The sequence below is a fragment of the Tatumella sp. JGM130 genome (assembly GCF_018257525.1).
Lineage (GTDB): Bacteria > Pseudomonadota > Gammaproteobacteria > Enterobacterales > Enterobacteriaceae > Tatumella > Tatumella punctata.
Map to the genome: position 1 here is coordinate 17644 of NZ_JAERJS010000026.1, position 24903 is coordinate 42546.

Annotated in this window: 25 protein-coding genes and 1 other annotated feature; of the genes, 18 read left to right on the plus strand and 7 right to left on the minus strand. The window is 50.9% G+C overall.

Annotated features, from left to right (window positions below):
• Positions 1 to 79 precede the first annotated feature (79 nt).
• Positions 80 to 1006, plus strand: coding sequence for a ketopantoate reductase family protein (locus tag JK211_RS12300; RefSeq protein ID WP_212708975.1), 927 nt, complete (start codon positions 80 to 82; stop codon positions 1004 to 1006).
• A gap of 58 nt (positions 1007 to 1064) precedes the next feature.
• Here JK211_RS12300 and JK211_RS12305 read toward each other — a convergent pair whose 3' ends face one another.
• The 4 genes from JK211_RS12305 to JK211_RS12320 all read right to left on the minus strand — a co-directional run bounded on the left by JK211_RS12305 (position 1065) and on the right by JK211_RS12320 (position 4640).
• Positions 1065 to 1403 carry a DUF496 family protein gene (locus JK211_RS12305; RefSeq protein WP_212708976.1) on the minus strand — a complete coding sequence of 113 codons (339 nt, stop codon included), beginning with the start codon at positions 1401 to 1403 and terminating at the stop codon, positions 1065 to 1067.
• Positions 1404 to 1556: 153 nt separating this feature from the next.
• On the minus strand, positions 1557 to 2615 hold the full coding sequence (locus tag JK211_RS12310) for an FUSC family protein (protein ID WP_212708977.1): 1059 nt from the start codon (positions 2613 to 2615) through the stop codon (positions 1557 to 1559).
• 174 nt (positions 2616 to 2789) lie between these two features.
• Positions 2790 to 3959 carry a serine-type D-Ala-D-Ala carboxypeptidase DacD gene (gene dacD, locus JK211_RS12315; RefSeq protein WP_212708978.1) on the minus strand — a complete coding sequence of 390 codons (1170 nt, stop codon included), beginning with the start codon at positions 3957 to 3959 and terminating at the stop codon, positions 2790 to 2792.
• 483 nt (positions 3960 to 4442) lie between these two features.
• A complete protein-coding gene (locus JK211_RS12320) occupies positions 4443 to 4640 on the minus strand; it encodes an ogr/Delta-like zinc finger family protein (RefSeq protein WP_212708979.1) in 198 nt (65 codons plus the stop codon).
• Positions 4641 to 4795: 155 nt separating this feature from the next.
• On the opposite strand from JK211_RS12320, the gene JK211_RS12325 reads away from it, so the two are divergent.
• Positions 4796 to 5506, plus strand: coding sequence for a LexA family transcriptional regulator (locus JK211_RS12325; protein WP_212708980.1), 711 nt, complete (start codon positions 4796 to 4798; stop codon positions 5504 to 5506).
• Between the two features lie 147 nt (positions 5507 to 5653).
• A complete protein-coding gene (locus JK211_RS12330; RefSeq protein ID WP_212708981.1) occupies positions 5654 to 6409 on the plus strand; it encodes a YoaK family protein in 756 nt (251 codons plus the stop codon).
• Between the two features lie 94 nt (positions 6410 to 6503).
• On the opposite strand, the gene JK211_RS12335 is transcribed toward JK211_RS12330, so the two are convergent.
• Complete coding sequence (locus tag JK211_RS12335; protein WP_212708982.1) at positions 6504 to 6734, minus strand: hypothetical protein; 231 nt, start codon at positions 6732 to 6734, stop codon at positions 6504 to 6506.
• 319 nt (positions 6735 to 7053) lie between these two features.
• On the opposite strand from JK211_RS12335, the gene sbcB reads away from it, so the two are divergent.
• On the plus strand, positions 7054 to 8484 hold the full coding sequence (gene sbcB, locus JK211_RS12340; RefSeq protein ID WP_212708983.1) for an exodeoxyribonuclease I: 1431 nt from the start codon (positions 7054 to 7056) through the stop codon (positions 8482 to 8484).
• Between the two features lie 65 nt (positions 8485 to 8549).
• Here sbcB and JK211_RS12345 read toward each other — a convergent pair whose 3' ends face one another.
• Together JK211_RS12345 and JK211_RS12350 are read right to left on the minus strand one after the other, a co-directional pair.
• Positions 8550 to 9911: an APC family permease gene (locus tag JK211_RS12345; RefSeq protein WP_212708984.1), complete on the minus strand. Its 1362-nt coding sequence runs from the start codon at positions 9909 to 9911 to the stop codon at positions 8550 to 8552.
• 384 nt (positions 9912 to 10295) lie between these two features.
• Positions 10296 to 11123, minus strand: coding sequence for an SDR family oxidoreductase (locus JK211_RS12350; protein WP_212708985.1), 828 nt, complete (start codon positions 11121 to 11123; stop codon positions 10296 to 10298).
• Positions 11124 to 11305: 182 nt separating this feature from the next.
• Between JK211_RS12350 and hisL the strand changes: the two genes are divergently transcribed.
• From hisL to JK211_RS12420, 14 genes are all read left to right on the plus strand, one after another.
• Positions 11306 to 11353, plus strand: a complete 48-nt coding sequence (hisL, locus tag JK211_RS12355; RefSeq protein ID WP_002231208.1) for a his operon leader peptide — start codon at positions 11306 to 11308, stop codon at positions 11351 to 11353.
• Positions 11329 to 11449 (plus strand) — a sequence feature (His leader region). Its footprint overlaps the gene before it by 25 nt.
• A gap of 58 nt (positions 11450 to 11507) precedes the next feature.
• Positions 11508 to 12407, plus strand: a complete 900-nt coding sequence (gene hisG / locus JK211_RS12360) for an ATP phosphoribosyltransferase (protein WP_212708986.1) — start codon at positions 11508 to 11510, stop codon at positions 12405 to 12407.
• Between the two features lie 3 nt (positions 12408 to 12410).
• Entirely contained in the window at positions 12411 to 13718 is a 1308-nt protein-coding gene (gene hisD, locus JK211_RS12365) for a histidinol dehydrogenase (protein WP_212708987.1), read from the plus strand.
• Positions 13715 to 14794, plus strand: coding sequence for a histidinol-phosphate transaminase (gene hisC, locus JK211_RS12370; RefSeq protein WP_212708988.1), 1080 nt, complete (start codon positions 13715 to 13717; stop codon positions 14792 to 14794). The genes hisD and hisC overlap by 4 nt, the downstream gene beginning before the upstream one ends.
• Positions 14791 to 15858 (plus strand): bifunctional histidinol-phosphatase/imidazoleglycerol-phosphate dehydratase HisB, encoded by a 1068-nt coding sequence (hisB, locus tag JK211_RS12375; protein ID WP_212708989.1) that lies wholly within the window; start codon positions 14791 to 14793, stop codon positions 15856 to 15858. Before hisC ends, hisB begins: the two co-directional genes overlap by 4 nt.
• Positions 15858 to 16448, plus strand: coding sequence for an imidazole glycerol phosphate synthase subunit HisH (gene hisH / locus JK211_RS12380; protein ID WP_212708990.1), 591 nt, complete (start codon positions 15858 to 15860; stop codon positions 16446 to 16448). The genes hisB and hisH overlap by 1 nt, the downstream gene beginning before the upstream one ends.
• On the plus strand, positions 16448 to 17185 hold the full coding sequence (gene hisA, locus JK211_RS12385; RefSeq protein WP_212708991.1) for a 1-(5-phosphoribosyl)-5-[(5-phosphoribosylamino)methylideneamino]imidazole-4-carboxamide isomerase: 738 nt from the start codon (positions 16448 to 16450) through the stop codon (positions 17183 to 17185). The genes hisH and hisA overlap by 1 nt, the downstream gene beginning before the upstream one ends.
• Positions 17167 to 17943: an imidazole glycerol phosphate synthase subunit HisF gene (hisF, locus tag JK211_RS12390; RefSeq protein ID WP_212708992.1), complete on the plus strand. Its 777-nt coding sequence runs from the start codon at positions 17167 to 17169 to the stop codon at positions 17941 to 17943. Before hisA ends, hisF begins: the two co-directional genes overlap by 19 nt.
• Positions 17937 to 18557: a bifunctional phosphoribosyl-AMP cyclohydrolase/phosphoribosyl-ATP diphosphatase HisIE gene (gene hisIE, locus JK211_RS12395; protein ID WP_212708993.1), complete on the plus strand. Its 621-nt coding sequence runs from the start codon at positions 17937 to 17939 to the stop codon at positions 18555 to 18557. The genes hisF and hisIE overlap by 7 nt, the downstream gene beginning before the upstream one ends.
• A 177-nt stretch (positions 18558 to 18734) precedes the next feature.
• The gene (locus JK211_RS12400) at positions 18735 to 19502 is read left to right on the plus strand and encodes a hypothetical protein (protein WP_212708994.1); all 768 of its coding nucleotides are present in this window, start codon (positions 18735 to 18737) and stop codon (positions 19500 to 19502) included.
• Between the two features lie 113 nt (positions 19503 to 19615).
• Positions 19616 to 20989, plus strand: coding sequence for a PTS transporter subunit EIIC (locus tag JK211_RS12405; protein ID WP_212708995.1), 1374 nt, complete (start codon positions 19616 to 19618; stop codon positions 20987 to 20989).
• The gene (locus JK211_RS12410) at positions 20961 to 22421 is read left to right on the plus strand and encodes a glycoside hydrolase family 1 protein (protein ID WP_371734635.1); all 1461 of its coding nucleotides are present in this window, start codon (positions 20961 to 20963) and stop codon (positions 22419 to 22421) included. The genes JK211_RS12405 and JK211_RS12410 overlap by 29 nt, the downstream gene beginning before the upstream one ends.
• A gap of 180 nt (positions 22422 to 22601) precedes the next feature.
• Positions 22602 to 23387, plus strand: a complete 786-nt coding sequence (locus JK211_RS12415) for an ABC transporter substrate-binding protein (RefSeq protein ID WP_249213793.1) — start codon at positions 22602 to 22604, stop codon at positions 23385 to 23387.
• Positions 23388 to 23490: 103 nt separating this feature from the next.
• Positions 23491 to 24609: a succinylglutamate desuccinylase/aspartoacylase family protein gene (locus JK211_RS12420; protein WP_212708997.1), complete on the plus strand. Its 1119-nt coding sequence runs from the start codon at positions 23491 to 23493 to the stop codon at positions 24607 to 24609.
• Positions 24610 to 24903 lie beyond the last annotated feature (294 nt).

Consider the following 24903-nt stretch of genomic DNA (forward strand, 5'->3'; position numbering starts at 1 on the left):
CTTTTAGTCATACCGGCTGGCTTTTACGATGGCTGCCTTTTATGGTAGTTATTCTGAGACGGAACACAGGAGAAAGGTAATGCGGATACTGGTTGTCGGGGCCGGATCGACCGGCGGATATTTTGGTGCATGTCTGGCACGGCATGGTCGCGATGTGACTTTTCTGGTACGTGGTGAGCGGGCAAAAAAACTCAGGCAACAGGGTTTAGTGATCCATGCTGATTCAGGCACTTTCACACTGCAGCCCAATACGCTGCTGGCAACAGAGATTACGACACCTTATGACCTGATTATTATCACCGTCAAAAGTTTTGCTTTACCGGGAGCAATCACTGATCTGCGGGCGGCAGCAGGTGAACACACGCTAATACTGCCTGTCCTTAATGGCATGCAACATATCGATACTTTACGCCGCGAGTTCGGCGACGATAAAGTCATCGGCGGGTTGTGTAAAATCCACGCCACTCTGAATGATAAAGGTGAAGTATTACAAATGTCGCCCCTGCACCAGCTATGCTACGGAGAACTTGATGGCAGTAATACATCACGTATTCAACAGCTCGATCAACTGCTGAGTGGCTGCGGATTTGACAATAGACTGTCATCTTCGGTGCAAAGTGATCTGTGGGAGAAATGGTTATTGCTAAGCACTCTCGGGGCCGTGACCTGTTTATCACGGGGTAACACCAGGCAGATACTGACATCTGCAGGCGGAGAAACTCTGCTTAACAGTATTTTTAGTGAAGGACTGGCGGTGATCACGGCCAGTGGCTACCGCCAGCGCCCGGCGATAATCGCCGCTATTCTGCAGACACTGAGTAATCCGGAAACCCCGATGACATCATCGATGTACCGTGATTTGCAGCAAGGCGCACTGATAGAAGCAGAACCGATTATCGGCGATCTGGTTGACAGGGCGCGTCAGCATGCAATTACGGTTCCGTTGCTGAATGCTGTTTTTGTGAATTTACAGGTCTACCTGAGATCCCGCCAGGCGGAGAGCTAGGCAGAGCAAAAAAAAGCCCGGACACTGAGCCCGGGCAGAGTGTGTTCAGCAGACCGGACTATTTTTTTTCTTCTGCGGACAGGGGTTTTTGTTCACCCGCCAGCTTCAGTTTTTTCGAGATTTCACGACGTTCTTTTGACAGGTCAGCGTTCCTGATGATGTACTCATCCACCCTGTCTTCATAATCGCTGCGCATACTGGCAATAATTTCCTGCACAGCCTCAATACTCATCCCCGGCTTAATATATTCGCTCAGGTTATCCAGTAACAAAACGCGTTTCTGATTGTCGCGGACTTTTTTCTCAACGTCGGCAATCTCGCGCTGTAATTTATTTTTGCGACGAAACATACGTACAAATTCAAGTACGTCCTGGAAAGATTGTCTGGCATTTTCCATGATAACACCTCAGTTTGATGCCTGTTCTGGCAGGCGTATGAGTTTCAGAATCAATCGGGTTCAGATAAGTCCCCGGCGGTACTACTGTGACTTCTAAAACTTTTCAGTACCTTATCTTAGCTCAAAGGAACTGTAATTCAATTCTCCCACAGATTACTTTCTCAACACCATGCGGATCAGTTCATTCATTCTTAATAACTGACCATGCAGCTCCAGGCTCAGCCATACATATCCGTAAACCTGTGCCGCCTCAGCATTGGCATGTTCAGCTTTGGCGAGCAGTAATTTCAGCTCACGATCAACTTCTTCCAGTTCTGCAGTAGTATTCGCCAGCTGATCAGTAATACCGCTGGTCAGCATATCAGATAAGGTACGGAACAGATTCTCGGTTAACACCTGAGTACGGCGTATGGTTGGTGCATTCAGTAGTAATAAATGACTTTCACGGGATGCCCACCAGGCATTTATCTGCATCTCCAGGGTATATACCATATTACGCTGAATTGTCTGAATGGCTTCAAATACTGATTTCGGTATCCGTGTTTCTTTACAGGCCGGTTCCAGCAGTGATCGCATTTTCACTACGTCGGTCAGCAGATGATGTATCGGTTTGTTCAGCCGTGGTTTCTCCAGCAGATTGGGAGATACCCCGGTATGGTAAATTTTCATTGAAGCGATCAGGGCATCAGACATCCGGATACGCCAGAAAGTATAGGCGCGCTGGGCCCAGATACCGGTGAAGATTACCGCCAGTATCGAACCGAAGATAACATCGCCGCCCCGCCATAATGCTGTCAGGAAGTCACCGGCAGGCGCGCCGACCACCACCCCGAGGGTGATACCGATCAGCAGCGCCATATACGGGCGTTTTCCCAGGGTTAAATAGCCACAGATAAACATGACCACCCCGCACCAAGCAAGCATGACCGGTAACGAAATCAGTTCCAGTTTCAGTGCTATCAGCCCGGAAACAGAACCGGCAACAGTACCAATAATTCGCTGGACTGCGCGTGGAAATACATTTCCCCAGGAAGAAATGGGCCCCATCACCACCACCAGAGTGATCAGTGGCCAGCTTCCTTCAGGTATATGCAGCAACCTGACCAGCAGAAAAGAAAGTAAAAAAGCAATAGCAATACGCAGTCCGTGAACGAACTTGTAATGGCGGTATAACCAAAATTCCGGGCGGGATATAGGCTTGTCGGGACGCACACTTATTTTCCGGTCATTAACTGAATCGCTATTTTCGCATATTCCCGGGAAAAGATCTGTGGTGATAAATCATTAGATGATTATGTCTGGAAAAAAACGCACCGGTTGCGGGGCGAGGGTATTCAGTTATTCAGGCCACAAAGTGGCCTGAATACGCGCAGGTACGGCGGGAAGTTACAATTTTTTCTTAATATAATCCGTCAGCCGGGTCACGATCCCCCCCTGTCTGACTTCCTGCAGTGCCACCAGCGGATAACTGGCAATCTGTTTGTCTTTATCCATTACCTGGATTTCACCTACCTGCTGATCAGCTGCCAGAGGCGCATCCAGTTCTTTCTTATCAATCACGTAGCGGGCTTTTACCTGGCTGATGTCACCACGCGGTAATGACAGATAAACATCTTTCGCTGACCCGACATTCACCGTGTGCGGGTTGCCGTACCAGACATTCTCGGTACCGATAGCTTTTCCGGCGTGGAACAATTGTACAGTATCGAAGTTATTTTGCCCCCAGACCAGCAGCTTCCTGGCCTGGTCTTCACGACCTTTCGGACTTTTGGCCCCCATAACAACCGCAATCAGGCGGTGCTGGCCAATAATATTTGATGCGATAATATTGAATCCGGCGGTTTCCGTATGTCCGGTTTTCATGCCGTCAACATGCAGGCTATTGTCCCACAGTAAACCGACGCGGTTATTCTGCGTGATACCATTCCATGTCATCGTCTTCTGACTGTACATATGATAGAACTCAGGCTCACCGTGAATAATCGCCATGGCGACAATCCCCAGATCCCGTGCGGTACTGTACTGCCCCGGGGCATCCAGACCATGAACCGTTTCAAAATGGGTATTTTTCAGTCCCAGATTAGCCACAACCTGGTTCATCAGTTTGACAAAATTATCCTGACCGCCGGCAACATAATCGGCCAGAGCAACACAGGCATCATTCCCTGAGTCGACAATCACCCCGCGGCTTAAATCGCGTACTGAGATTTTATCACCGGGTTTGAGGAACATCAGCGATGAGCCTTTGAATACCGGATTACCTGCACCCCAGGCATCAGTCCCTACCGTCACAATATCATTCGGGGTAATTCGTTTCTGGTTAATCGCACGGTCAACCACATAACCTGTAACCAGCTTAGTCAGGCTCGCAGGGTTACGGCGTTCATCGGGATTTCCTGAAGTCAGTACCTGTCCGGTCGTTGCATCCATTAATACCCATGAAGCAGCATCAATGGTCGGGGGCGTCATGGAAAAAGGCAGGGCATTGTCATCAGCAAACGCTGTTGATGCCAGTAATATCATACCCGGTACAGTAATAAGCAGACGCCTTTTCAAGCTAAGTTCCTCAATAATTAGGGTGGAGAGACAGATTTAGTCGCATTTTTACGGCATTTCAGTGCCACTGGCATCTATCAATTGTGAGAAAATGTAACACTGAATCTGGCTATATCTGCTGTAAAACCGCCAGTTGAAACAGAATCTGCTGCTTATAGTCAGCCCGCGGGGATGAGTTTACTTATCCCGGCGCTATACTGCAGCCAAATGCTGTCACAACCCTCTGTACAGATTTGTCATTTTATCCCCTGAAAGGAATTATTTACTCACAGTCGGTAGTACTGTGTCAGCCTCTGTGAGACGGCTTCCGCAACACAGGGAGGGCTCTGGTACAAAAGACGGTTAAAGGTAACACCGGACATAACAGCGTTATCTGCCGGAATAATGAACTGAATAAAACCTGACCGGATACAGGGGCCCTCCCGACACCGATCGTTAATCTGCAGACAAACGTCCTGTCCGCCCTGCCGTGGTTCCCGGCGGTCAGCACGGATGTGTTACTGCCTGCCCCGCTGCCGGTTTTGACGGTGCGCAAATAATTTTATCTATACTCTCAATGGTTTTAAAAGTGCAGGAACAAGACAAATCCCGGCATTGATAATATGCTTCCTTAGTATTATCGGTAATATAGCGGCTGGTCCGCGTATGGGATGTATGGTTACACACAGGACAACGCATCATAATCAGGGCCTTTCTGAAGGTTAACTGTTCCCCTGTTTACAGGGACGGAGTGCCGGGACTGAATGATCCACCGGCAAAATAATAATACCTCAGGTAATATTATTTTCAATACTCCGGGTACTTTATTTTTAATAGCAGGGGTATTAAAATAAATCATGGAAAAGAGAAAAGAACTGACGACAGAACAGCTAGAAGATGCCAGCCGTCTGAAAGCTTTGTACGAGTCAAAAAGAAAACAGCTGCAACTGACCCAGCAGATGATCGCCAATGAGCTGAATATTACTCAGGGCGCAGTGGGACACTATCTGAATGGCAGAAATGCACTGAATGTAAAAGTAGCCGCTATTTTCTCGCAACTGCTGCACTGTTCGATTGCAGATTTCAGTGAAACGCTATCTGCAGAGGCCAAAGCACTGCACGGTGCGTCAGAAAAAAATGTGCGTTATGCAGGCCCCTATGTTCCCGGAAAACATTACCCGGTACTGAGTTCGGTGCAGGCGGGCTGCTGGTCTGAAGCAGTGGAAGCTTATACCCTCGAAGATATCAGTGTCTGGCTGGAGTCTGATGCACATATTCAGGGAGAGGCTTTCTGGCTGAAAGTTGAGGGCGACTCAATGACTTCCCCGACCGGTCAGAGCGTACCGGAAGGTATGTATGTCTTATTTGATACCGGCCGTGAAGCCATTAATGGCAGCCTGGTGATCGCCAAGCTGGTCGATTCGAATGATGCCACCTTCAAGAAACTGATTATTGATGGCGGTCAGAAATACCTGAAAGGCTTAAATCCTGCCTGGCCAGCGATACCCATTAACGGGAACTGCAGAATTATCGGTGTTGCCGTTGAAGCGCGGATGCGGTTCCTGTAACCGCTGCCGGTCTGTGCAGTGAATTGTCAGTTGATGTAAATCTGTGATCTCACCAATATCTTTTAAGAAAATACCTATCCACTGCTTCACCGGTTAGCCGTTTAGTAATGATTAATAAACGTGATTAATTATTATAAGGCGGTAACGATGCTGATAGAAAAGAAAAGTGGCCGGTCGGCCACAGAGAACCGCAGGCTGGCGGTTACCCTTGCCGGTACTGCCGGTATACTGAATGTACTGGCGCTGGGCGCTTTCGGGTTATTTCCGTCGAATATGACAGGGAATGCAACTCAGCTTTCAGCCGAGGTACTGGAGTGGGATCAGCGACAAATGTGGCAGTTGTTACTGCTACTGCTATGTTTTATGGGCGGCGCATTTACTTCACGGTTACTGGTTTCTTTCGGCAAAAAATACCATCTGCGGACTATTTACGCACATATTTTGCTGGGCGAAGGTATTATACTGGCAGTACCGGCTATTGGCAGTTTATGGTTAAGCCTCCCTGTCGATAAAACCCTGCTGGTCAATATGCTGGGCTTCCTGCTCGGTTTACATAATTCGACGTCCACCCAGCTTTCCCAGGGAAAAGTCCGAACCACTCATATTACCGGCACGCTGACAGATGCGGGGATAACCCTGGCGACCCTGTTACTTCACCGGGTACTCCGGTATTCGGCGGAAGAACGTCGTCATCACCAGTATCTGCTCAGTATTTACCTGACTGCCACCGGGGCATTTATTACCGGAGGTATTATTGGCGTGTTGTCATTTAACCTGTTTTCAATGCAGGCTTTTTCACTGGCCGGTATTGTGCTGGTGCTGGTTTCCGGAATAACAATACGGCGAACCCTGCAACAGCAACGGCGTATAGCAGGCCGCATCAGCCCGGTCAGAGTCCCCTGAGTTGTATTTATTCACTACAGCGGCACAGCCATTTATACAGCAGAGGTTATATAAAAGATCCGCCGCAGCGGATCCCGTGGATCAAACGATAGAGTTATGGTGCCGTGCCATAGGCCTGTCTGAAATCATCTTCCATTTGTTCACAAACTCCGGCCAGACGTTGCTGTTCAGAGAGTGAATTAGCTTTATTCAGGTTAGCTCTGCACTGATGTACAGCCTCACGGGCATTGGTCATGGCCGCTTCTTTCATCGGTGAATCAAAGACAACTTTATAGACAAAAAATAAAACAACCAGCACCAGGACAGTTCCGACAAATGTTTTCACATCTCTACCCTCATAGCTACAGTACCCACAATCTAAAACTAAATTAATGTAAAGGGAAGCAGGAAACCGACAACGACACCAGTTAATAGTGATGAAGGATAGTGCTGTGACATATATCCCTTAATTCACCACGGCCATGCGCAGAGACCCCGGCCGCAGCGTCAATAAATTGTGATCAGTATCAGTTTGGTACAAAATATCCGGTGTCATAACAGAATCACCGGAAAACGCACTGTCATATAACAAGTGAACATTGAGCGAAGGTGAACGAAATACAGGGTATTCGATGCAACTAACAGGAAAAAGAGGACGGTAACGGATGAAAAATAATGATGCAGCACAGCCTACCTTCCTCTTTCATGATTATGAGACTTTCGGCAAGCACCCTGCACTGGATCGTCCGGCACAGTTTGCCGGCATCCGTACCGATGCGCAGTTCAATATCATCGGTGAACCAGAGGTTTTTTATTGCCAGCCCGCCGATGATTATCTCCCGCAGCCGGAAGCGGTGATGATCACCGGGATTACCCCGCAACATGCTCTGGCACAGGGGGTCAATGAGGCGGAGTTTGCCAGGCGTATCCACACTCTGTTTTCTGAACCGGCAACCTGTGTGGTGGGCTACAATAATGTCCGTTTTGATGATGAGGTTACCCGCAATATTTTTTACCGGAACTTCTATGAACCTTATGGCTGGAGCTGGCAGGCAGGAAATTCACGCTGGGATCTGCTGGATGTGATGCGTGCCTGTTATGCTCTCCGTCCTGAAGGTATTCACTGGCCGGAAAACGAAGACGGATTGCCCTCTTTCCGGCTGGAACATCTGACGGCAGCCAACAATATCAGCCACGAACAGGCTCATGATGCTATGTCGGATGTTTATGCCACTATCGCCATGGCCAGACTGGTCAGAGAAAAACAGCCGAAATTATTCGATTTTCTGTTCCGCCATCGTAATAAAAATAAACTGCAGACCCTGATTGATATTCCGCAAATGAAACCACTGGTACATGTCTCGGGTATGTTCGGTGCGGCGCGGGGAAATACCAGCTGGATAGTGCCGCTGGCCTGGCATCCGGAGAATAAAAATGCCCTGATCACCCTCGACCTGGCCGGTGACCTCGAACCGTTGTTACAGGAAAATGCTCAGACTCTGCGTGAACGTCTGTACAGTACCCGTGAACAGCGCGGTAATCTGCCGGCAGTGCCGCTGAAACTGGTGCATATTAATAAATGTCCGGTACTGGCCCCGGCCAGTACATTGCGGCCGGAAGATGCCGCGCGACTGGCGATAGATCGCGCCCGTTGTCTGGAAAATCTGGCCCTGTTACGTCAGCACAGTGAAATTCGTGAGAAAGTTGTCGAAATTTATGCGACCAGCCGTGAATTTCCGGCGACAGAGGATGTGGATGCACGGCTGTATGACGGCTTTTTCAGTGAGGCGGATAAGCATGCGATAAATATTATCCGTTCAACGGATCCCCGCCATTTACCGGCGCTGGATATTCGCTGGCAGGATCCGCGCATCGATGCACTGCTGTTTCGCTACCGCGCCCGTAATTTCCCGGGAACGCTGGATGACAGTGAGCAGCAACGCTGGCTGGAACACCGCAGAGAAAGTCTGTCAGCCACCCGGGCAGAACAGTACCTTGCTGAGCTGCAGCAACTTTCTGCGCTCTATCCGGACGACGCACATAAGCAGTCACTGCTGAAAGCATTATACCGGTACGCTGAAAGCTTACTGAACTGATTCGCAGATATAAAAAAACCCTGCCGTCATTGCCGGCAGGGTTAATCAGTGTTCAGACCGACAGATTATAATCCGTCTTCACTGTATTGTGGTACCGGTAATCTGAAGATACGGGTTACCACGGCCAGGTAGATAATGCCGATAGCCGCCCAGATCAGCCCCAGAATCATAGAACTTTCTTCCAGGTTAACCCATAAAGCACCCACCGTCATCGCTCCCAGCAGTGGCAGGATCAGATAACTGATATGATCCTTCAGGGTCTTGTTACGTTTCTCACGGATCCAGAACTGTGAAATAACCGACAGGTTAACGAAGGTAAATGCCACCAGCGCACCGAAGTTAATCAGGGCAGTCGCCGTCACCAGGTCAAAGTTAATCGCCAGCAACGCAATGGCACCTACCAGCAACACATTCAGGGTCGGCGTAGACCACTTCGGTGAAATATAACCAAAGAAACGTTGCGGGAATACACCGTCACGTCCCATCACGTACATCAGACGGGAAACACCGGCATGTGCAGCCATTCCGGATGCCAGCACGGTTACACAGGAGAAAATCAGGATACCGAACTGGAACGTTTTACCCGCTACGTACAGCATGATTTCCGGCTGTGAAGAGTCCGGATCTTTGAAGCGCGAGATATCCGGGAAATACAGTTGCAGGAAGTATGACACTGCAATAAACAGTAATCCGCCGATCAGGGCTGTCAGGAAAATAGCTTTCGGAATAGTGCGCTCTGCATCTTTGGTTTCTTCTGACAGTGAACTGATACCGTCAAAGCCAAGGAAGGAGAAGCACAATATTGTGGCCCCGGTGATCATAGGAACAACCTGCGCATCAGAAGACCAGAACGGTTTACTGCTTACCAGGGTACCGGCACCGACACCATGGCTGACGCCATAGATAACCAGACCAACAATAAACACCATTACCGCAATCTGCAGGACCACGATAACACTGTTAAAGTTAGCGACTGTCTTAATCCCTTTAAGGTTAGTGACAGTCATAAACACCACCAGTAATACAACGAAAATCCATGACGGGACCCCCGGTACCAGTGATTCAAAATAGCTTTTTGCCAGCAGAATATTAATCATGGGCATAAACAGATAGTCCAGCAATGAGGACCAGCCGACCATAAATCCGACATGAGGACTGATGGATTTTTGCGCATAGGTATAGGCCGAACCAGCTGACGGGAAGCGGCGTACCAGCTTGCCATAGCTCAGTGCGGTAAACAGAATAGCGATTAAGGCGAAAGCATAAGCGGTGGCAACATGGCCACTGGTCAGCCCGGAAACAATCCCAAAGGTATCAAACAGGGTCATTGGCTGCATATAAGCCAGACCAATCATCACCACAGGCAGCAGTGTCAGTGTTTTTTTCAGATTGGCACGCTGTGGTGCAGGAGAAGTATTATTTTGCATGAGTCTGGCTCCCTACAGTAACAATCGGTGCGGATTGCTCCACAGGGAATTTCCGCGCGCGGCGAAACGTGAAGTGTAAAACAGATGTGCCATTGAATGTCGCGCCGTAGTCGTCGCGAAAGCGGCTACCAGATGCTGCTGGTAAAGTGGTGAACAACCCCATCAATATTTCCTCAGACTCACTTCGGTGAGTGTTTTTTGTGTATATCTCTCCGGAAAAGTTCCGGCCCCGTCAGGATGAGTAATCAAACATTTACGCAAAAAAAATAACCGACGCCAGGAAAGGCATCGGTTATTTCAAATTTTGCAGACGCGCATTTTGCATAAAACGCCCCCCCAATTCAAGCAAATATCGTGTTGTTTACCACATTTGCCAGAAATTGCTTATTGCATTGGCATATCAAACGGATCCGGCCACTGATATTCAAAACCCATTTGCTGACAAATACGTTGCGCTGCCACAATTTTTCCGTCCTGAGTGCCCTGTTGCGGGATAAATTCAGGAGCCACCCAGCCTGCCTGTCGTGCCAGTCGTGGATAATACTGTTCTCTGGCCGGATGTTGCGGTGCACACAGGTTATACACTCGCCCGCTGGCCGGGTTTTCCAGTAACACTATGATCGCAGTAATAACATCATCAAGGTGAACAAGATTCACCCCTTGCTGACCACGGCTTAATCCGGTCTTACCTGCCAGAAAACGTCCCGGATGACGCCCCGGCCCCACCAGCCCTGCCAGCCGCAGAATATCAACACTGGTACCGGGCAAATCGTGCAACCATTGTTCAAGTTGTACCAGTGACCGGCCGGCAGGCGTCACAGGATGCAACGGACTTTGTTCATCCACTTCACCTTCAGCATCACCATATACCGAAGTCGAGCTGGTAAAGATAATATGTTTTACCTTGCGCGCCAGTGCGCTGTCGACGATATTCTGAACTGCATAAACATACTGCTGGCTGTTTTCTGCGGTACGGCTGGCTGGCAGTGTGACGACCAGCGCATCCACTGCCAGTAAATCTGCCAGATCATCCTTATCACAATGCGGTTCCGGGTCCAGCGTCAGTTTACAGGCATTAATACCACTGGCCCTGGCAGCACGTACACCGTCTTCGGTCGTTTTACTGCCGGATACCTGCCAGCCGCGCCCTGCCAATGCACGGGCCAATGGCATCCCCAACCAGCCCAGACCCACAATTGCTACTTTTTTCATTATAAAACCGCCTTTTTCAGCTGTTCAACGCAGTCACTGATGTTATTCCTCTGACCGGTTTCAGGCCAGTATAAATTTTTATTGTGCTTTTATTATGACCCGGTAAAAAAGTGTTGCCAGCCACTGAGATTTTGGTTAGGTTAAATGCCAGACAAACGACTCACTAACCGTCGGAAAAATTTATGAATCGCGTTCAGTTTAACCACCATCATCACCATCACCCTGACTAGTCTTTCAGGCGATGTGTGCCGGGAGACGAAAAGATCTCCCGGTGGTTTGAGCGCTATTTTAAACCCCCGGAAGAAATCTTCCGGGGGTTTTTTTATGGACAAAAATTTAACAATAAAAATTCCGGACAGGAACAACAGACAGAGGACAGGACAGATGTTAGATAGCAAACGTATTCGCATTGCCATGCAGAAATCAGGTCGCCTGAGTGATGACTCACGTGAACTGCTGACACGCTGTGGTATAAAAATTAATCTTCAGCAACAAAGACTTATTGCATTCGCAGAAAATATGCCAATCGATATCCTGCGGGTGCGCGATGATGATATTCCGGGCCTGGTCATGGACGGTGTCGTTGACCTAGGGATCATTGGTGAAAATGTGCTGGAAGAAGAGTTGTTGTCACGCCGGGCACAGGGAGAAGATCCCCGCTATACCACCCTGCGTCGCCTGGATTTCGGTGGATGCCGGTTGTCACTGGCTATGCCGGCAGATGCTGAATACACAGGCCCGGAGTGCCTGAATAATAAACGTGTTGCGACCTCTTATCCGCACCTTCTGAAACGCTACTTCGACAGCAAGGAGATTAATTTCAAGTCCTGTCTGCTGAACGGTTCTGTCGAAGTCGCGCCACGCGCCGGTCTTGCTGATGCAATCTGCGATCTGGTTTCCACCGGAGCCACCCTGGAAGCGAACGGCTTACGCGAAGTCGATGTGATTTACCGCTCCAAAGCAGTACTGATCCAGCGCAACGGCGATATGCCTGAAGAAAAACAATATCTGATCGATAAGCTGCTGACCCGTATCCAGGGGGTTATCCAGGCCCGCGAATCAAAATACATTATGCTGCACGCACCTTCAGACCGGCTGGAAGAAGTCATCAGTCTGTTACCGGGGGCTGAGCGCCCGACCCTGCTGCCACTGGCGGGCGACAAAGCAAGGGTCGCCATGCATATGGTCAGCAGCGAAACACTGTTCTGGGAAACCATGGAAAAACTGAAAGCCCTGGGCGCCAGCTCAATCCTTGTTCTGCCGATTGAGAAAATGATGGAGTAAGTGATGAGCAACTTTGACACTCTTATACACTGGCAACAATGCTCTGCTGAACAGCAACAGGCATTACTGAAACGCCCTGCGCTGGCCGCGTCCGCGACCATCAGTCAGACAGTGCAGGATGTGCTGGATCAGGTGAAGCAACAGGGCGATACCGCACTGCGCAATTTCAGTGCGAAGTTTGACAAGATCAGTCCGCAGGTTTTTGCTGTCAGTGAACAGGAGATCAGCGCAGCGGCGGAGCGTGTCAGTGATGAACTGAAATCTGCCATGCGGACTGCTGTCGGTAATATTAATGCCTTTCATCAGGCCCAGATTTTCCCCGGTGTCGATATTGAAACTCTGCCTGGTGTGCGCTGCCAGCAAGTGACCCGCCCGGTGCAGTCCGTCGGTCTGTATATTCCCGGCGGTTCTGCCCCGTTATTTTCCACAGTGCTTATGCTGGCTACCCCGGCAAAGATTGCCGGGTGCCGTCAGGTGGTACTTTGTTCCCCTCCGCCGATTGCCGATGAAATACTGTTTGCCGCACAACTCTGTGGTATTACAGACGTGTTTCAGGTCGGCGGAGCCCAGGCTATCGCCGCCATGGCCTTCGGTACTGACTCTGTCCCTAAAGTTGATAAAATCTTCGGCCCGGGGAATGCCTGGGTGACGGAAGCGAAACGCCAGGTCAGTCAGCGTCTGGACGGCGCGGCTATTGATATGCCTGCCGGGCCGTCAGAAGTTCTGGTGATTGCCGACGAAGGGGCAACACCGGCATTTGTGGCTTCCGACCTGCTGTCACAGGCAGAGCACGGGCCGGACTCCCAGGTGGTGCTATTGACACCGTCGGCTTCGCTGGCCGAAAAAGTTGCTGAAGAAATCCGCCACCAGCTGGCCGCACTGCCCCGTGCCGACACTGCCCGCCAGGCCCTGGCAGGCAGCAGGCTGATTGTCACCCGTGACCTTGACGAATGTATTGCTATCTCAAACCGCTACGGGCCAGAGCACCTGATTATTCAAACCCGGCAACCCCGTGAGTGTGTTGAACGTATTACCAGCGCAGGATCTGTTTTCCTGGGTGACTGGTCACCGGAATCAGCGGGTGATTATGCCTCCGGGACGAACCACGTGTTACCGACCTATGGCTACACGTCAACCTATTCGAGCCTCGGACTGGCTGATTTCCAGAAACGAATGACCATCCAGGAGTTATCACCCGCCGGTTTTTCGGCGCTGGCACCGTCGATCGAAATTCTGGCGGCCGCAGAACGGCTTGATGCCCATAAAAATGCGGTGACATTGAGAGTGAAAGCTCTGGAGGATAATCTATGACAAAGTCTGTTGAACAGCTGGCACGTGATAATGTCCGGGCACTGACCCCTTATCAGTCAGCCAGACGACTGGGTGGAAACGGAGATGTGTGGCTGAATGCTAATGAGTATCCGCTCCCTGTCCCTTTCGAGCTCACTCAGCAAACATTAAACCGTTATCCTGAATGTCAGCCAGCGCAGGTTATCGAGCGCTATGCAGCATACAGCGGACTGAATAAGGATCAGGTACTGGTCAGCCGCGGCGCTGATGAGAGCATTGAATTACTGATCCGTACGTTTTGCGAACCCGGTAAAGATAAGATTTTATTCTGTCCGCCAACTTACGGTATGTATAGCGTCAGCGCAGAAACTATCGGTGTGGAATATGTCACCGTCCCGGCACTGGATAACTGGCAGCCGGACATTCCGGCTATCGCCAGCCAGCTTGACGGGGTGAAACTGGTGTACCTGTGCAGCCCGAATAACCCGACAGGTAATATTATCGACCCAGACGCTGTTCGTCAGTTACTGGCACTGACAGCCGGAAAAGCGTTGCTGGTCGCCGATGAAGCCTATATCGACTTTTGTCCGGAAGCCTCCCTGAGCGGCTGGCTGCGCGACTACCCGCACCTGGTTATCTTACGCACCTTATCCAAAGCATTTGCGCTGGCCGGTTTACGCTGTGGCTTTACTCTGGCAAATCCACAGGTTATCACTCTGTTACTTAAAGTGATCGCCCCGTACCCGCTCTCTACTCCGGTCGCGGATATCGCCGCCCAGGCATTGAGTGAACAAGGCCTGGCGGTTATGCGCCAACAGGTGGCGACCCTGAACAGTACCCGTCAGTGGTTACAGCAACAGCTGGAGCAATGCCCGCTGGCGGAACAGGTTTATCCCGGCTCAGCTAACTATCTGCTGGTCCGTTTCAGTGATCCACAGGTCTTCAGTACCCTGTGGGATCAGGGCATTATTTTACGGGACCAGCGTAAAAACCCCGGCCTTGAAGGGTGTTTACGTATTTCTATCGGCACCCGCCATGAATGTGAAGTTCTGGTGAATGCCCTGAACACATTAAGTCACTCGGCGGAGCAAGCATGAGCCAGAAAATTCTTTTTATTGACCGTGACGGCACACTGATTTCTGAACCCCCGGTTGACTTTCAGGTCGACCGGATGGAAAAACTGGCCTTTGAACCTGGCGTGATCCCGGCCCTGCTTCGCCTGCAGGATGCCGGTTATCAGTTGGTGATGATCACCAACCAGGATGGCCTGGGGACCGACAGTTTCCCGCAGGCTGACTTTGATGGCCCGCATAACCTGATGATGCAGGTTTTCAGTTCTCAGGGTATCAGCTTTGCGGCGGTACTGATCTGCCCGCATACACCGGAAGATAACTGTGACTGCCGTAAACCCCATACCCGACTGGTTCAGCCATGGCTGGAAGACGCGGTATTAGATAAGCAAAACTGTTATGTAATTGGTGACCGCCAGACGGATATGACTCTCGCGGAGAACATGGGGATCAACGGAATTCTTTATGGCGAAGGTGATAATGTGTGGCCATCGATCGCTGATCGCCTGACCCGCCGTGATCGTCACGCACTGGTGCAGCGTAATACTAAAGAAACACAGATCACCGCCGAAGTATGGCTGGACCGCGAAGGCGGTAGCAGGATCAGTACCGGGGTAGGTTTTTTTGACCATATGCTGGACCAGATTGCCACCCACGGTGGTTTCAGAATGAATATTGATGTCAAAGGTGATCTGTATATCGATGACCATCATACGGTAGAAGATACAGGCCTGGCCCTGGGTGAGGCGCTGTTAAAAGCTCTGGGAGATAAGCGGGGGATTGGCCGTTTTGGGTTTGTGCTACCGATGGACGAATGCCAGGCCCGTTGTGCACTGGATATCTCCGGCCGGCCGTATCTGGTCTATAAAGCAGCCTTTAGTTTTCAGCGGGTAGGCGACCTGAGTACCGAAATGATTGAACATTTTTTCCGTTCACTCTCTTACAGTATGGCCTGTACCCTGCACCTGAAAACCAAAGGGCACAATGATCACCACCGGGCCGAAAGTCTGTTTAAAGCGTTTGGTCGTACCCTGCGCCAGGCTATTCAGGTCAACGGTAATACACTGCCGAGTTCAAAAGGGGTGCTGTAATGGACGTGGTCATTTTAGATACCGGATGTGCCAATCTTTCCTCCGTCAAATGGGCGATTGAACGGCTGGGATACCAGCCGGTCGTCAGTCGCGACAAAGGCGTGGTGCTGAATGCCGATAAACTGTTTTTACCGGGCGTCGGTACCGCCAGGGCGGCCATGAGTCAGTTACAGGAACGTGAACTGACAGAACTGATCAGGCACTGTACCCAGCCGGTGCTGGGCATTTGTCTGGGGATGCAGCTGCTGGGGCGTCGCAGTCAGGAGAGTAACGGCATTGATACCCTCGGCCTGATTGATGAACAGGTCAGCCTGATGGAAACCGGCGAATTGCCGTTACCTCATATGGGCTGGAACCAGGTCACCCCGCAGGCCGGGCACCCGTTATTCCGTAATATTGCTGCCGACAGTTATTTTTATTTTGTCCACAGCTACGCCATGCCTGTATTCAGCGGCACCATTGCACAATGTGATTATGGAAAGCCGTTTTCTGCTGCCGTACAGCAGGACAACTTTTATGGTGTCCAGTTTCACCCCGAACGCTCCGGTAAAGCCGGCGCTCAGCTGATCAAAAACTTCCTGGAGATGTAATGATTATCCCCGCTCTCGATTTAATTGAAGGTAAGGTTGTCCGTCTTCACCAGGGAGATTATGCGCAACAACGCGATTACGGTAATGACCCCCTGCCACGCCTGCAGGCTTATCAGCAGGAAGGGGCTGAAGTATTGCATCTGGTCGATCTCACCGGGGCAAAAGACCCGCAGGCTCGCCAGATCCCCTTACTGAAAAAACTGCTCGCCGGTGTCACTGTCCCGGTTCAGGTCGGTGGCGGCATCCGCAGCCGTGATGATGTCGCAGCCCTGCTTGAAGCCGGAGCTTCGCGGGTGGTGGTCGGTTCAACCGCGGTCACACAGCCCGAAGAGGTCAGACAATGGTTCCGCGAGTTTGGTGCAGGGGCAATTGTCCTGGCTCTGGATATCCGGATTGACGAAAACCAGCGTAAAGAAGTGGCTATCAGCGGCTGGCAGCAAGCTGCCGGGGTTACCCTCGAGCAGGTTATCGAAAACTATCAGTCTGTCGGACTGAAACATGTTCTGTGTACAGATATTTCCCGTGACGGCACCCTGGCTGGCTCTAATGTCGCCCTTTACCAGCAGGTGACAGCACGTTATCCGCAGATTGCATTTCAGTCTTCCGGAGGCATTGGTTCACTGGCAGATATCGCGGCATTACGCGGCAGTGGCGTAAAAGGCGTGATTGTCGGACGCGCTTTACTGGAAGGAAAATTTACAGTGACGGAGGCTATTTCATGCTGGCAAAACGGATAATTCCCTGCCTGGATGTACGTGACGGTCAGGTAGTCAAAGGTGTGCAGTTCCGTAACCACGAGGTGATCGGTGATATTGTTCCGCTGGCGAAGCGTTACGCCGAGGAAGGTGCCGATGAACTGGTCTTTTATGATATTACGGCCTCTTCTGATGATCGGGTAGTGGATAAGAGCTGGGTGTCACGGGTGGCAGAAGTGATAGATATTCCCTTCTGTGTGGCCGGAGGCATAAAATCAACAGAAGATGCTGCACGTATCCTCACTTTTGGTGCCGACAAAATTTCGGTGAACTCCCCTGCACTGGCGGATCCTGATCTTATCAGCCGGCTGGCTGACCGCTTCGGGGTGCAGTGCATCGTGGCAGGTATCGATACCTGGTACGACGAGCAAAACGGCATTTATCAGGTGAATCAGTATACGGGAGATGAATCCCGAACCCGTGTCACCCAGTGGCAGACCGCGGACTGGGTGACGGAAGTCCAGAAACGGGGTGCCGGTGAAATAGTGCTGAATATGATGAATCAGGACGGTGTCCGTAACGGTTATGACCTGCAACAGCTGAAACTTATCCGCGATATCTGTCATGTTCCTTTAATTGCCTCAGGCGGCGCAGGTACTATGCAGCATTTCCTTGATGCTTTTCGTGATACCAATATCGATGGCGCACTTGCCGCTTCTGTATTCCATAAGCAACTGATTAATATTGCAGAACTGAAAGAGTTTCTGCGTACCAATAATGTGGAGGTCCGTACGTGTTAACTCCTGAGCAACTTGCCCGGCTGGACTGGGAAAAAACCGGCGGGATGATCCCTGCGATTATCCAGCATAACGTTTCCGGTGAAGTACTGATGCTGGGCTATATGAATCAACAGGCACTGGAGGTTACGCAGCAAACTGGGCATGTCACTTTCTGGTCACGCACTAAAAACCGCCTGTGGACCAAAGGTGAAACCTCCGGCCACGTTTTGCAGGTTGTCAGTATCACTGCCGACTGCGATAACGACAGTCTGCTGATCCTTGCCACGCCGGCCGGGCCGACCTGTCATCAGGGGACTTCCAGCTGTTTCTCCCCCGCCGCCAGTGACTGGGGCTTTCTCTATCAACTGGAACAGTTGCTGGCTTCGCGTAAATCGGCAGATCCCGACAGTTCTTATACTGCCAGTCTGTATGCCCGTGGCACCAAGCGTATTGCACAAAAAGTCGGTGAGGAAGGTGTTGAAACGGCACTGGCGGCAACCGTCAATGACCGTTTTGAACTGACCAATGAAGCTTCCGATCTGATTTACCACCTGCTGGTACTGTTACAGGATCAGGATCTCGACTTCAGTACTGTGATCAATAATCTGCGCGAACGTCATCAGAAAAAAGACTGACCCGCAGCGATACGGCAACGCCGCCTGTCAGACAGGTGCCGTTGCCTGTTTCCCCTGTTGCCCCCGCCCGGTTTGCCGGCTGTTCTCTGCGGCTATTTTTGCATTTTCCGCCATAGATCGCCGATTAATCCCCTGAACAGGCATAGTGTGGGTAAATCAGCAGGGTCAGGGGGAACTATGAATTATTATCACAGTCCGGTGTACATTAAATTATCTGAATATCTGTTCTGTTGCCGGAAATCATCCGTATACGTCAATATTGCACTGGTGATGCTGCAAAAAATTACTGAGTTTCCGGCAGTTTATATTGAAGAAATCGCCCTGCTGGCGAATACCACCCCGGCCAGTGTGACTCGGTTCTGTAAAGTCCTCGGGTATCCGCGTTTTCAGATGCTGAAAGAAGATTTACAGCCTTTTTTTATCCCGCCATCTGTATCCTCAGACGGAGACCCACAACAGCTGGAAGCTCGTATGCTGCAGAAAATCCACCGGCATATTCCGCAGCAGCGCTGCAGACAGGTTGCAGACTTATTGAATAATAGCCGCCATCTGTTGATTTTATCGACTGATTACAGTTTTATGCCCTCTAACCTGCTGCGGGAAGCTCTGGCAGACGAAAACCGTCTGGTTTATCAGTTGCACCGCCAGAGTAATGATCATCTGCTGAGTAAATTTCTCGCTGTATGCGATACGGTGATGCTGATCGACTTGACCGGGGAATGGCTGCGAGTCCATCCGCAACTGTTTCCTCGCCTGGCCGCAAAAAATGCAGTTTGTTTTACTGCCCGCGGCCGGTTACCGGTTCCGGAAACCCTGTTTAAGGTAACACTCGATTTATCAGCAATCCCTGACTTTTTCAGCTCTAACTATTTTTCCTGCCTGGCGATCACCAGTACGGTGTTCCATATCATTCGCTATACCAACCATACACTCCACTGTCATTAGTCTTTATGGTTTACCGGGGCTGTTTTCCAAAAAATGAAAATGAATCTCTTTGTCTGTTAACCCCTGATGTTTTAGCGTGGAACCACCCGTTATGCTGACAAAAGGAATGTCAGATGTCTGTGAATTTACTGGCTGAGAACATACTTACCGGACTGGGCGGTGCCGGTAATATTCTTAACCTTACCCACTGTGCCACACGATTAAGGATCCGTCTGGCCGATACCACAAAATGTAATGATGCGGCGATAAAGCAGATTAATGGCGTATTAGGTACTGTGACTGTCAGCGGACAATACCAGCTGATTATCGGACATCAGGTCGCAACGGTGTATCAGGCATTACAACAACGGTGTCAGTCAGCGTCGCCGGGGCAACAGGCCACTGGCGGTTCCGGGCCTGCCAGATTGCCGGTATTCGACATTATTTCCGGTAGTTTCCTGCCGCTTCTGGGCCTGATGGCCGCCGGTGGTCTGCTGAAAGTGATTCTGACGGTGACCGGATACCTTAGCCCGGCAACTGCCGCTGGCAATACCTGTCAGATACTTGCCGCCATCGCTAACTGTCCGTTCTATTTTTTACCGGTATTGCTGGGGTGCTCGCTGGCCCGCAGACTGGGGGCCAACCCGTTCAGCGGACTGATTATCGGGGCGGCCTTACTGGACCCGGTAATCAGCGGTATTATTACACAGCCCGGCAGTTCATTTGCCAGCCTGCCATTAGTGCCGGTCAGTTATGCAGGCAGCGTCTTCCCGGTCTTTATTGCGGTAACGGCCTGCTACTGGCTGGAGAAGCTACTGTTGCGCATTATTCCGCTGTTTCTGCAATTAGCCCTGGTTCCCATGCTGTCACTGATCATTATTATCCCCGCGACTTTGCTGATTTTCGGGCCATTCGGTATCGCGCTGGGAGAACAACTGGCACTGCTGATTGGCATGTTACAGAACAGCAGTGGTCTGCTGTGCGGACTGATACTGGGTGCCGGCTACACTTTTATTGTTCTGTTCGGGCTGCACTGGGGGCTGGTACCGGTCATTCTGGCTAACCTGGCCAGCGGGGGAGATCCTTTATACGCCATCGGCGGCATGGCCGCGTTCGCCCAAATCGGCGTGGCTGCCGGAGTATTAGTTTCCCGGCCGCCAAAAGAATTACGGGTACTGCTCAGCAGCGCACTACTGCCAGCCATGATCAGCGGCGTTACCGAGCCGATTATTTATGGCCTGATGCTGCCTTTCCGCCGGCTGTTTTTATACACCGCCATCGCCAGTGCGATTGGCGGTGCCATTAATGGCTATTTCGGGGTGCAGATGGTGGCTTATGCTTTTGCCAGCCTGCCGGCAATCCCCGCCTTCACACCTGTTGGTATTTATCTGGTCTCGGTACTGGTGACTGTGACCAGTGCTGCCATCATGGTGCTGATTTTTGGTTACCGTCAACCCGCTCGTGTTCAGGGAGAACACCATCATGAACGAAAAACTACTGTTTCCTGAGGATTTTTTATGGGGAGGCGCCATCGCTGCTAATCAGGCAGAAGGGGCATGGCTGGAAGGCGGAAAAGGCTGGAGTGTGGCGGACATTAACCGCTTTATTCCGGAAGAAGAGATCCGTCGCCTGTCAAATAAGGAAATGGATACTGCCACAATATGCCGTCTGATGGCTGATCAGCACAGCATTTTTCCCAAAAGAAATGCCATCGGTTTTTATCATAACTACCAGCAAGATCTGCAGCTGATGGCGGGTCTGGGGATGAAAACATTCAGAACTTCCATCAGCTGGGCCCGGGTATTTCCGCGGGGCGATGAACAACAACCGAATGCGGAGGCACTGGCATGGTATGACCGGCTAATCAGCACTATCTGTGACTATGGTATGCAACCAATGATCACCCTCTCCCATTATGAGATGCCCCTGACACTGGCCCTCGAATACAATGGCTGGTCAGACCGGCGGGTGATTGATATGTTTGTGCGTTTTGCCCGTGTCTGCCTGCAACGCTACCGGCACCAGGTGCGCTACTGGATCCCCGTCAACCAGATCAATCTGATCCGTTATGAGTCTTTTAATCATTTAGGGATCCCTGCCGACCGCGTCAGTGATCTACGACAGGCGAAATACCAGGCTGTGCATCATGAAATGGTGGCATCGGCTAAAATTAAACAGTTCGCCCGTCAGCTGGATCCCGGTTTACAGATCGGCATGATGCTGTACTGTGATTATGCTTATCCCGCCACCACCGATCCCCGGGATGTGCTGGCCGCTCAGCAACGTAATCAGATGGAATATTACTTTGCCGATATATTACTGCGGGGAAGTTATCCGGGCTATGCGCTGCGTTTCTTTGATGACCACCATATCAGCCTGAGAGTGACCCCGCAGGACCGCGAGGACCTGCAACATACCGCCGATTTTATGTCGTTTTCCTATTACTACACCAGCGTGACCGATCGGGAAATTGTTGTTTCAGACAGTCACAACAGCCGCCCTAACCCGTTGCTTAAAGAAAGTCCCTGGGGCTGGGCCATTGATCCTGTCGGGCTGCGGACCGTGTTAAATGAATACTGGGGACGCTGGCAAAAACCGATAATGATTACCGAGAACGGTATTGGCTGCTTTGACCGGCTGGCGGAAGGCCGGATTAATGATGATTACCGGATCAACTATATCAGGGCTCATCTGCAACAGTTACAACAGGCGATGGCCGATGGTGTACCGGTACTGGGTTATTATCTGTGGTCACCGATTGATATCGTCAGTTGTTCTTCCTCACAAATGGAAAAACGCTACGGGCTGATTTATGTTGATCGGGATGACTACGGAGAAGGCAGCGGACAACGTATATGTAAGCAAAGCTACTACTGGTACCAGCAAGTGATTGCCAGCCGGGGCGCAATACTGTCATGTCATGCCGATCACGCCGAATAAATTCTCCCGGCTTAAGGTTCTGATTCTGTTACTGATGAATAAATATGATAGATTAGTGAATGGTGATTTAAAAATATCATAAAAACCCCGGCGGTTTCGGGGTATGCAGTGCATAACAAGCCCCCGGCACAGAGGGTGATCAGCATTTACTACATCAACACGATCAGGATGTTACAGATTATGACTTTTACCAGAAAACTTCGTCTGACTGCTTTAACGGCCCTGCTGGCAGGAGCACCTCTGCTGGGCCATGCTGCCCTGTCGCAGGTTCGTTTCGCTGTCGACCCTACATATCCGCCTTTCGAGTCTAAAACTGACGACGGGAAACTGGTGGGTTTTGATATTGATTTAGGCAATGCCCTGTGCCAGCAGATGAACGTCAAATGTGTCTGGGTTACCAATGAGTTTGACGGAATGATCCCGGCACTGAAAGCCCGGAAATTCGATGCCATCCTTTCAGATATGGGCGTTACCGAAGAACGCCTGAAACAGATCGACTTTACCGTACCGGTTTACAATACTCCGGTGATGCTGGTGGCACGTAAAGGTTCCGGCCTGCTGCCGACCGCAGAATCACTGAAAGGTAAAAGTGTCGGTGTGGAACAGGGAACCGTTCAGGAACGTTATGCCCGTGCTAAATGGCAGCCTTATGGCGTAAACGTGGTTACCTACGGGGATCAGTCTCAGGTCGAAAACGACCTGGTCGCCGGCCGTCTTGATGCAGAATTCACTGACGGGGCTCAGGCCGGTATCGGTTTTCTTAAACAAGCTGCCGGTAAAGATTTCGCACTGACCGGCCCGGCGGTCGAAGACCCGATTATCGGTCCCGGCACCGCCATCGGCCTGCGTAAAGGGGATACTGAATTACGGACAGCGCTGAATGAGGCTTACGCAAAAATAAAAGCTGACGGCACCTTTGATAAAATCCAGAAAAAATATTTCACTACCGATATTTCGGTGAAATAACCCGCCACCGTACCGGAACAGCTCTGCCGTTCCGGTATTCTGTTTTTCCCTATTCTCCGCTGTATACCCGCGCACGGGCTACGCTGAGCCAGGACTGTTACCCATGAAACATCACAGCTATCCGATACATTCTTCCCCTTTCGGTACCCGGCGGTACATTGACAGTTATGAATTCGGTGATAATGACCAGCAGCAAATTTATATTCAGGCCGCACTGCACAGTGACGAACTGCCGGGCGTCGCCGTCGCCTGGTATCTGAAACATGCCCTGAGCAGCCTCGAGAGTCTCGGCAGGCTACGGGCTAAAATCACCCTGGTGCCTGTGGCTAATCCGATCGGTTTTTCTCAGCAACTGCAAGGGCAGCCACTGGGCCGGTTTGAAAGTAACAGCGGGCAGGATTTTAACCGTCAGTTTCCGGCTATCGGGGAACAACTGGCAGTGCTGGCAGAGCCCTGTTTAGGTCAGGATGCTACGGAAAATAAACAGGTTATCCGTCAGGCTATTGACCGTTATTTTGACAGTTATACTCCCGGGACTGAGCTGCAGTCACAACGTGCCATTCTGATGCGTATGGCCTGTAAAGCTGACCTAATGATTGATATGCATTGTGACTGGGAAGCTGTTTCCCATTTATATACCACCCCGCAGGCCTGGCCGGAAATTGAAGTACTGGGGCACTATCTGGGCTGCCGGACCGCACTGATTGCCGGTATATCCGGCGGAGAACCCTTTGACGAAGCCTGTGCAGAACCCTGGTATTTGCTGCAACAACGTTTCGCTGACCACTATCCGTTACCGGAACCATTAAAACCGGTGACCCTCGAACTGCGCGGTGCGCGGGATGTCAGCCATCAGCAGGCTAAAACAGATGCACAGGCAATAATTAACGGGCTGATTGCCCTGGGATATATTGAGGGTGAAAGACCGCCACTCCCGTCCGGGCCCGCTCCGCTGGCTGCACCGCTGGCGGGTTGTGAGTATCTGACCGCCCCTCATGCCGGGGTTATTCTTTACACCCGGCAGCCCGGCGAATGGATCCGCGCCGGTGAAGTGGTCGCCGAAATCCTCGACCCCATCAGTGACCAGCTGACGCCGCTGGTCTGTCAGCAGGACGGATTACTTTACGCCCGCCACTGGGTCAGATTTGCCACCGCAGGCCTGCTGGTCGTCAGACTGGCAGGGGGGACTGCACGCAGGGAAGGACCGTTACTGGTGCCATAAAACACTCAACGCTATCAGTTATTACTACAGTAACCTCCGGCATCACCGGAGGTTTCAGCCAGTCTTTCAGTCCAACATCCGAGATAATCGCCGGTAATCTACCGATTAGAAATGAAGAGATTACTCTGCTTCGGGCAACAACCACCATGCTTATGATGGATAATTGCATCGGCTAATGAAAAATCTCCCGTGTCCGCATTTCTCCTCCGGGGACAAAAGGTTTTAAACGGCCGGTAACCGTCTGACAACTTTTGTCCTGAGATCAGAGAACAGCACTGCAATTTCATGACTGAT

Excerpts from the sequence above, each read along its gene's own strand:
- JK211_RS12320 (WP_212708979.1), bottom strand. The coding sequence starts at position 4,640 with ATGATGCGTTGTCCTGTGTGTAACCATACATCCCATACGCGGACCAGC.
- hisA (WP_212708991.1), top strand. The coding sequence starts at position 16,448 with ATGATTATCCCCGCTCTCGATTTAATTGAAGGTAAGGTTGTCCGTCTT.
- hisD (WP_212708987.1), top strand. The coding sequence starts at position 12,411 with ATGAGCAACTTTGACACTCTTATACACTGGCAACAATGCTCTGCTGAA.
- JK211_RS12305 (WP_212708976.1), bottom strand. The coding sequence starts at position 1,403 with ATGGAAAATGCCAGACAATCTTTCCAGGACGTACTTGAATTTGTACGT.
- hisG (WP_212708986.1), top strand. The coding sequence starts at position 11,508 with ATGTTAGATAGCAAACGTATTCGCATTGCCATGCAGAAATCAGGTCGC.
- JK211_RS12405 (WP_212708995.1), top strand. The coding sequence starts at position 19,616 with ATGTCTGTGAATTTACTGGCTGAGAACATACTTACCGGACTGGGCGGT.
- JK211_RS12400 (WP_212708994.1), top strand. The coding sequence starts at position 18,735 with ATGAATTATTATCACAGTCCGGTGTACATTAAATTATCTGAATATCTG.
- hisH (WP_212708990.1), top strand. The coding sequence starts at position 15,858 with ATGGACGTGGTCATTTTAGATACCGGATGTGCCAATCTTTCCTCCGTC.
- hisC (WP_212708988.1), top strand. The coding sequence starts at position 13,715 with ATGACAAAGTCTGTTGAACAGCTGGCACGTGATAATGTCCGGGCACTG.
- hisF (WP_212708992.1), top strand. The coding sequence starts at position 17,167 with ATGCTGGCAAAACGGATAATTCCCTGCCTGGATGTACGTGACGGTCAG.
- JK211_RS12330 (WP_212708981.1), top strand. The coding sequence starts at position 5,654 with ATGCTGATAGAAAAGAAAAGTGGCCGGTCGGCCACAGAGAACCGCAGG.
- hisB (WP_212708989.1), top strand. The coding sequence starts at position 14,791 with ATGAGCCAGAAAATTCTTTTTATTGACCGTGACGGCACACTGATTTCT.
- JK211_RS12420 (WP_212708997.1), top strand. The coding sequence starts at position 23,491 with ATGAAACATCACAGCTATCCGATACATTCTTCCCCTTTCGGTACCCGG.
- JK211_RS12350 (WP_212708985.1), bottom strand. The coding sequence starts at position 11,123 with ATGAAAAAAGTAGCAATTGTGGGTCTGGGCTGGTTGGGGATGCCATTG.
- JK211_RS12415 (WP_249213793.1), top strand. The coding sequence starts at position 22,602 with ATGACTTTTACCAGAAAACTTCGTCTGACTGCTTTAACGGCCCTGCTG.
- JK211_RS12325 (WP_212708980.1), top strand. The coding sequence starts at position 4,796 with ATGGAAAAGAGAAAAGAACTGACGACAGAACAGCTAGAAGATGCCAGC.
- JK211_RS12300 (WP_212708975.1), top strand. The coding sequence starts at position 80 with ATGCGGATACTGGTTGTCGGGGCCGGATCGACCGGCGGATATTTTGGT.
- JK211_RS12345 (WP_212708984.1), bottom strand. The coding sequence starts at position 9,911 with ATGCAAAATAATACTTCTCCTGCACCACAGCGTGCCAATCTGAAAAAA.
- sbcB (WP_212708983.1), top strand. The coding sequence starts at position 7,054 with ATGAAAAATAATGATGCAGCACAGCCTACCTTCCTCTTTCATGATTAT.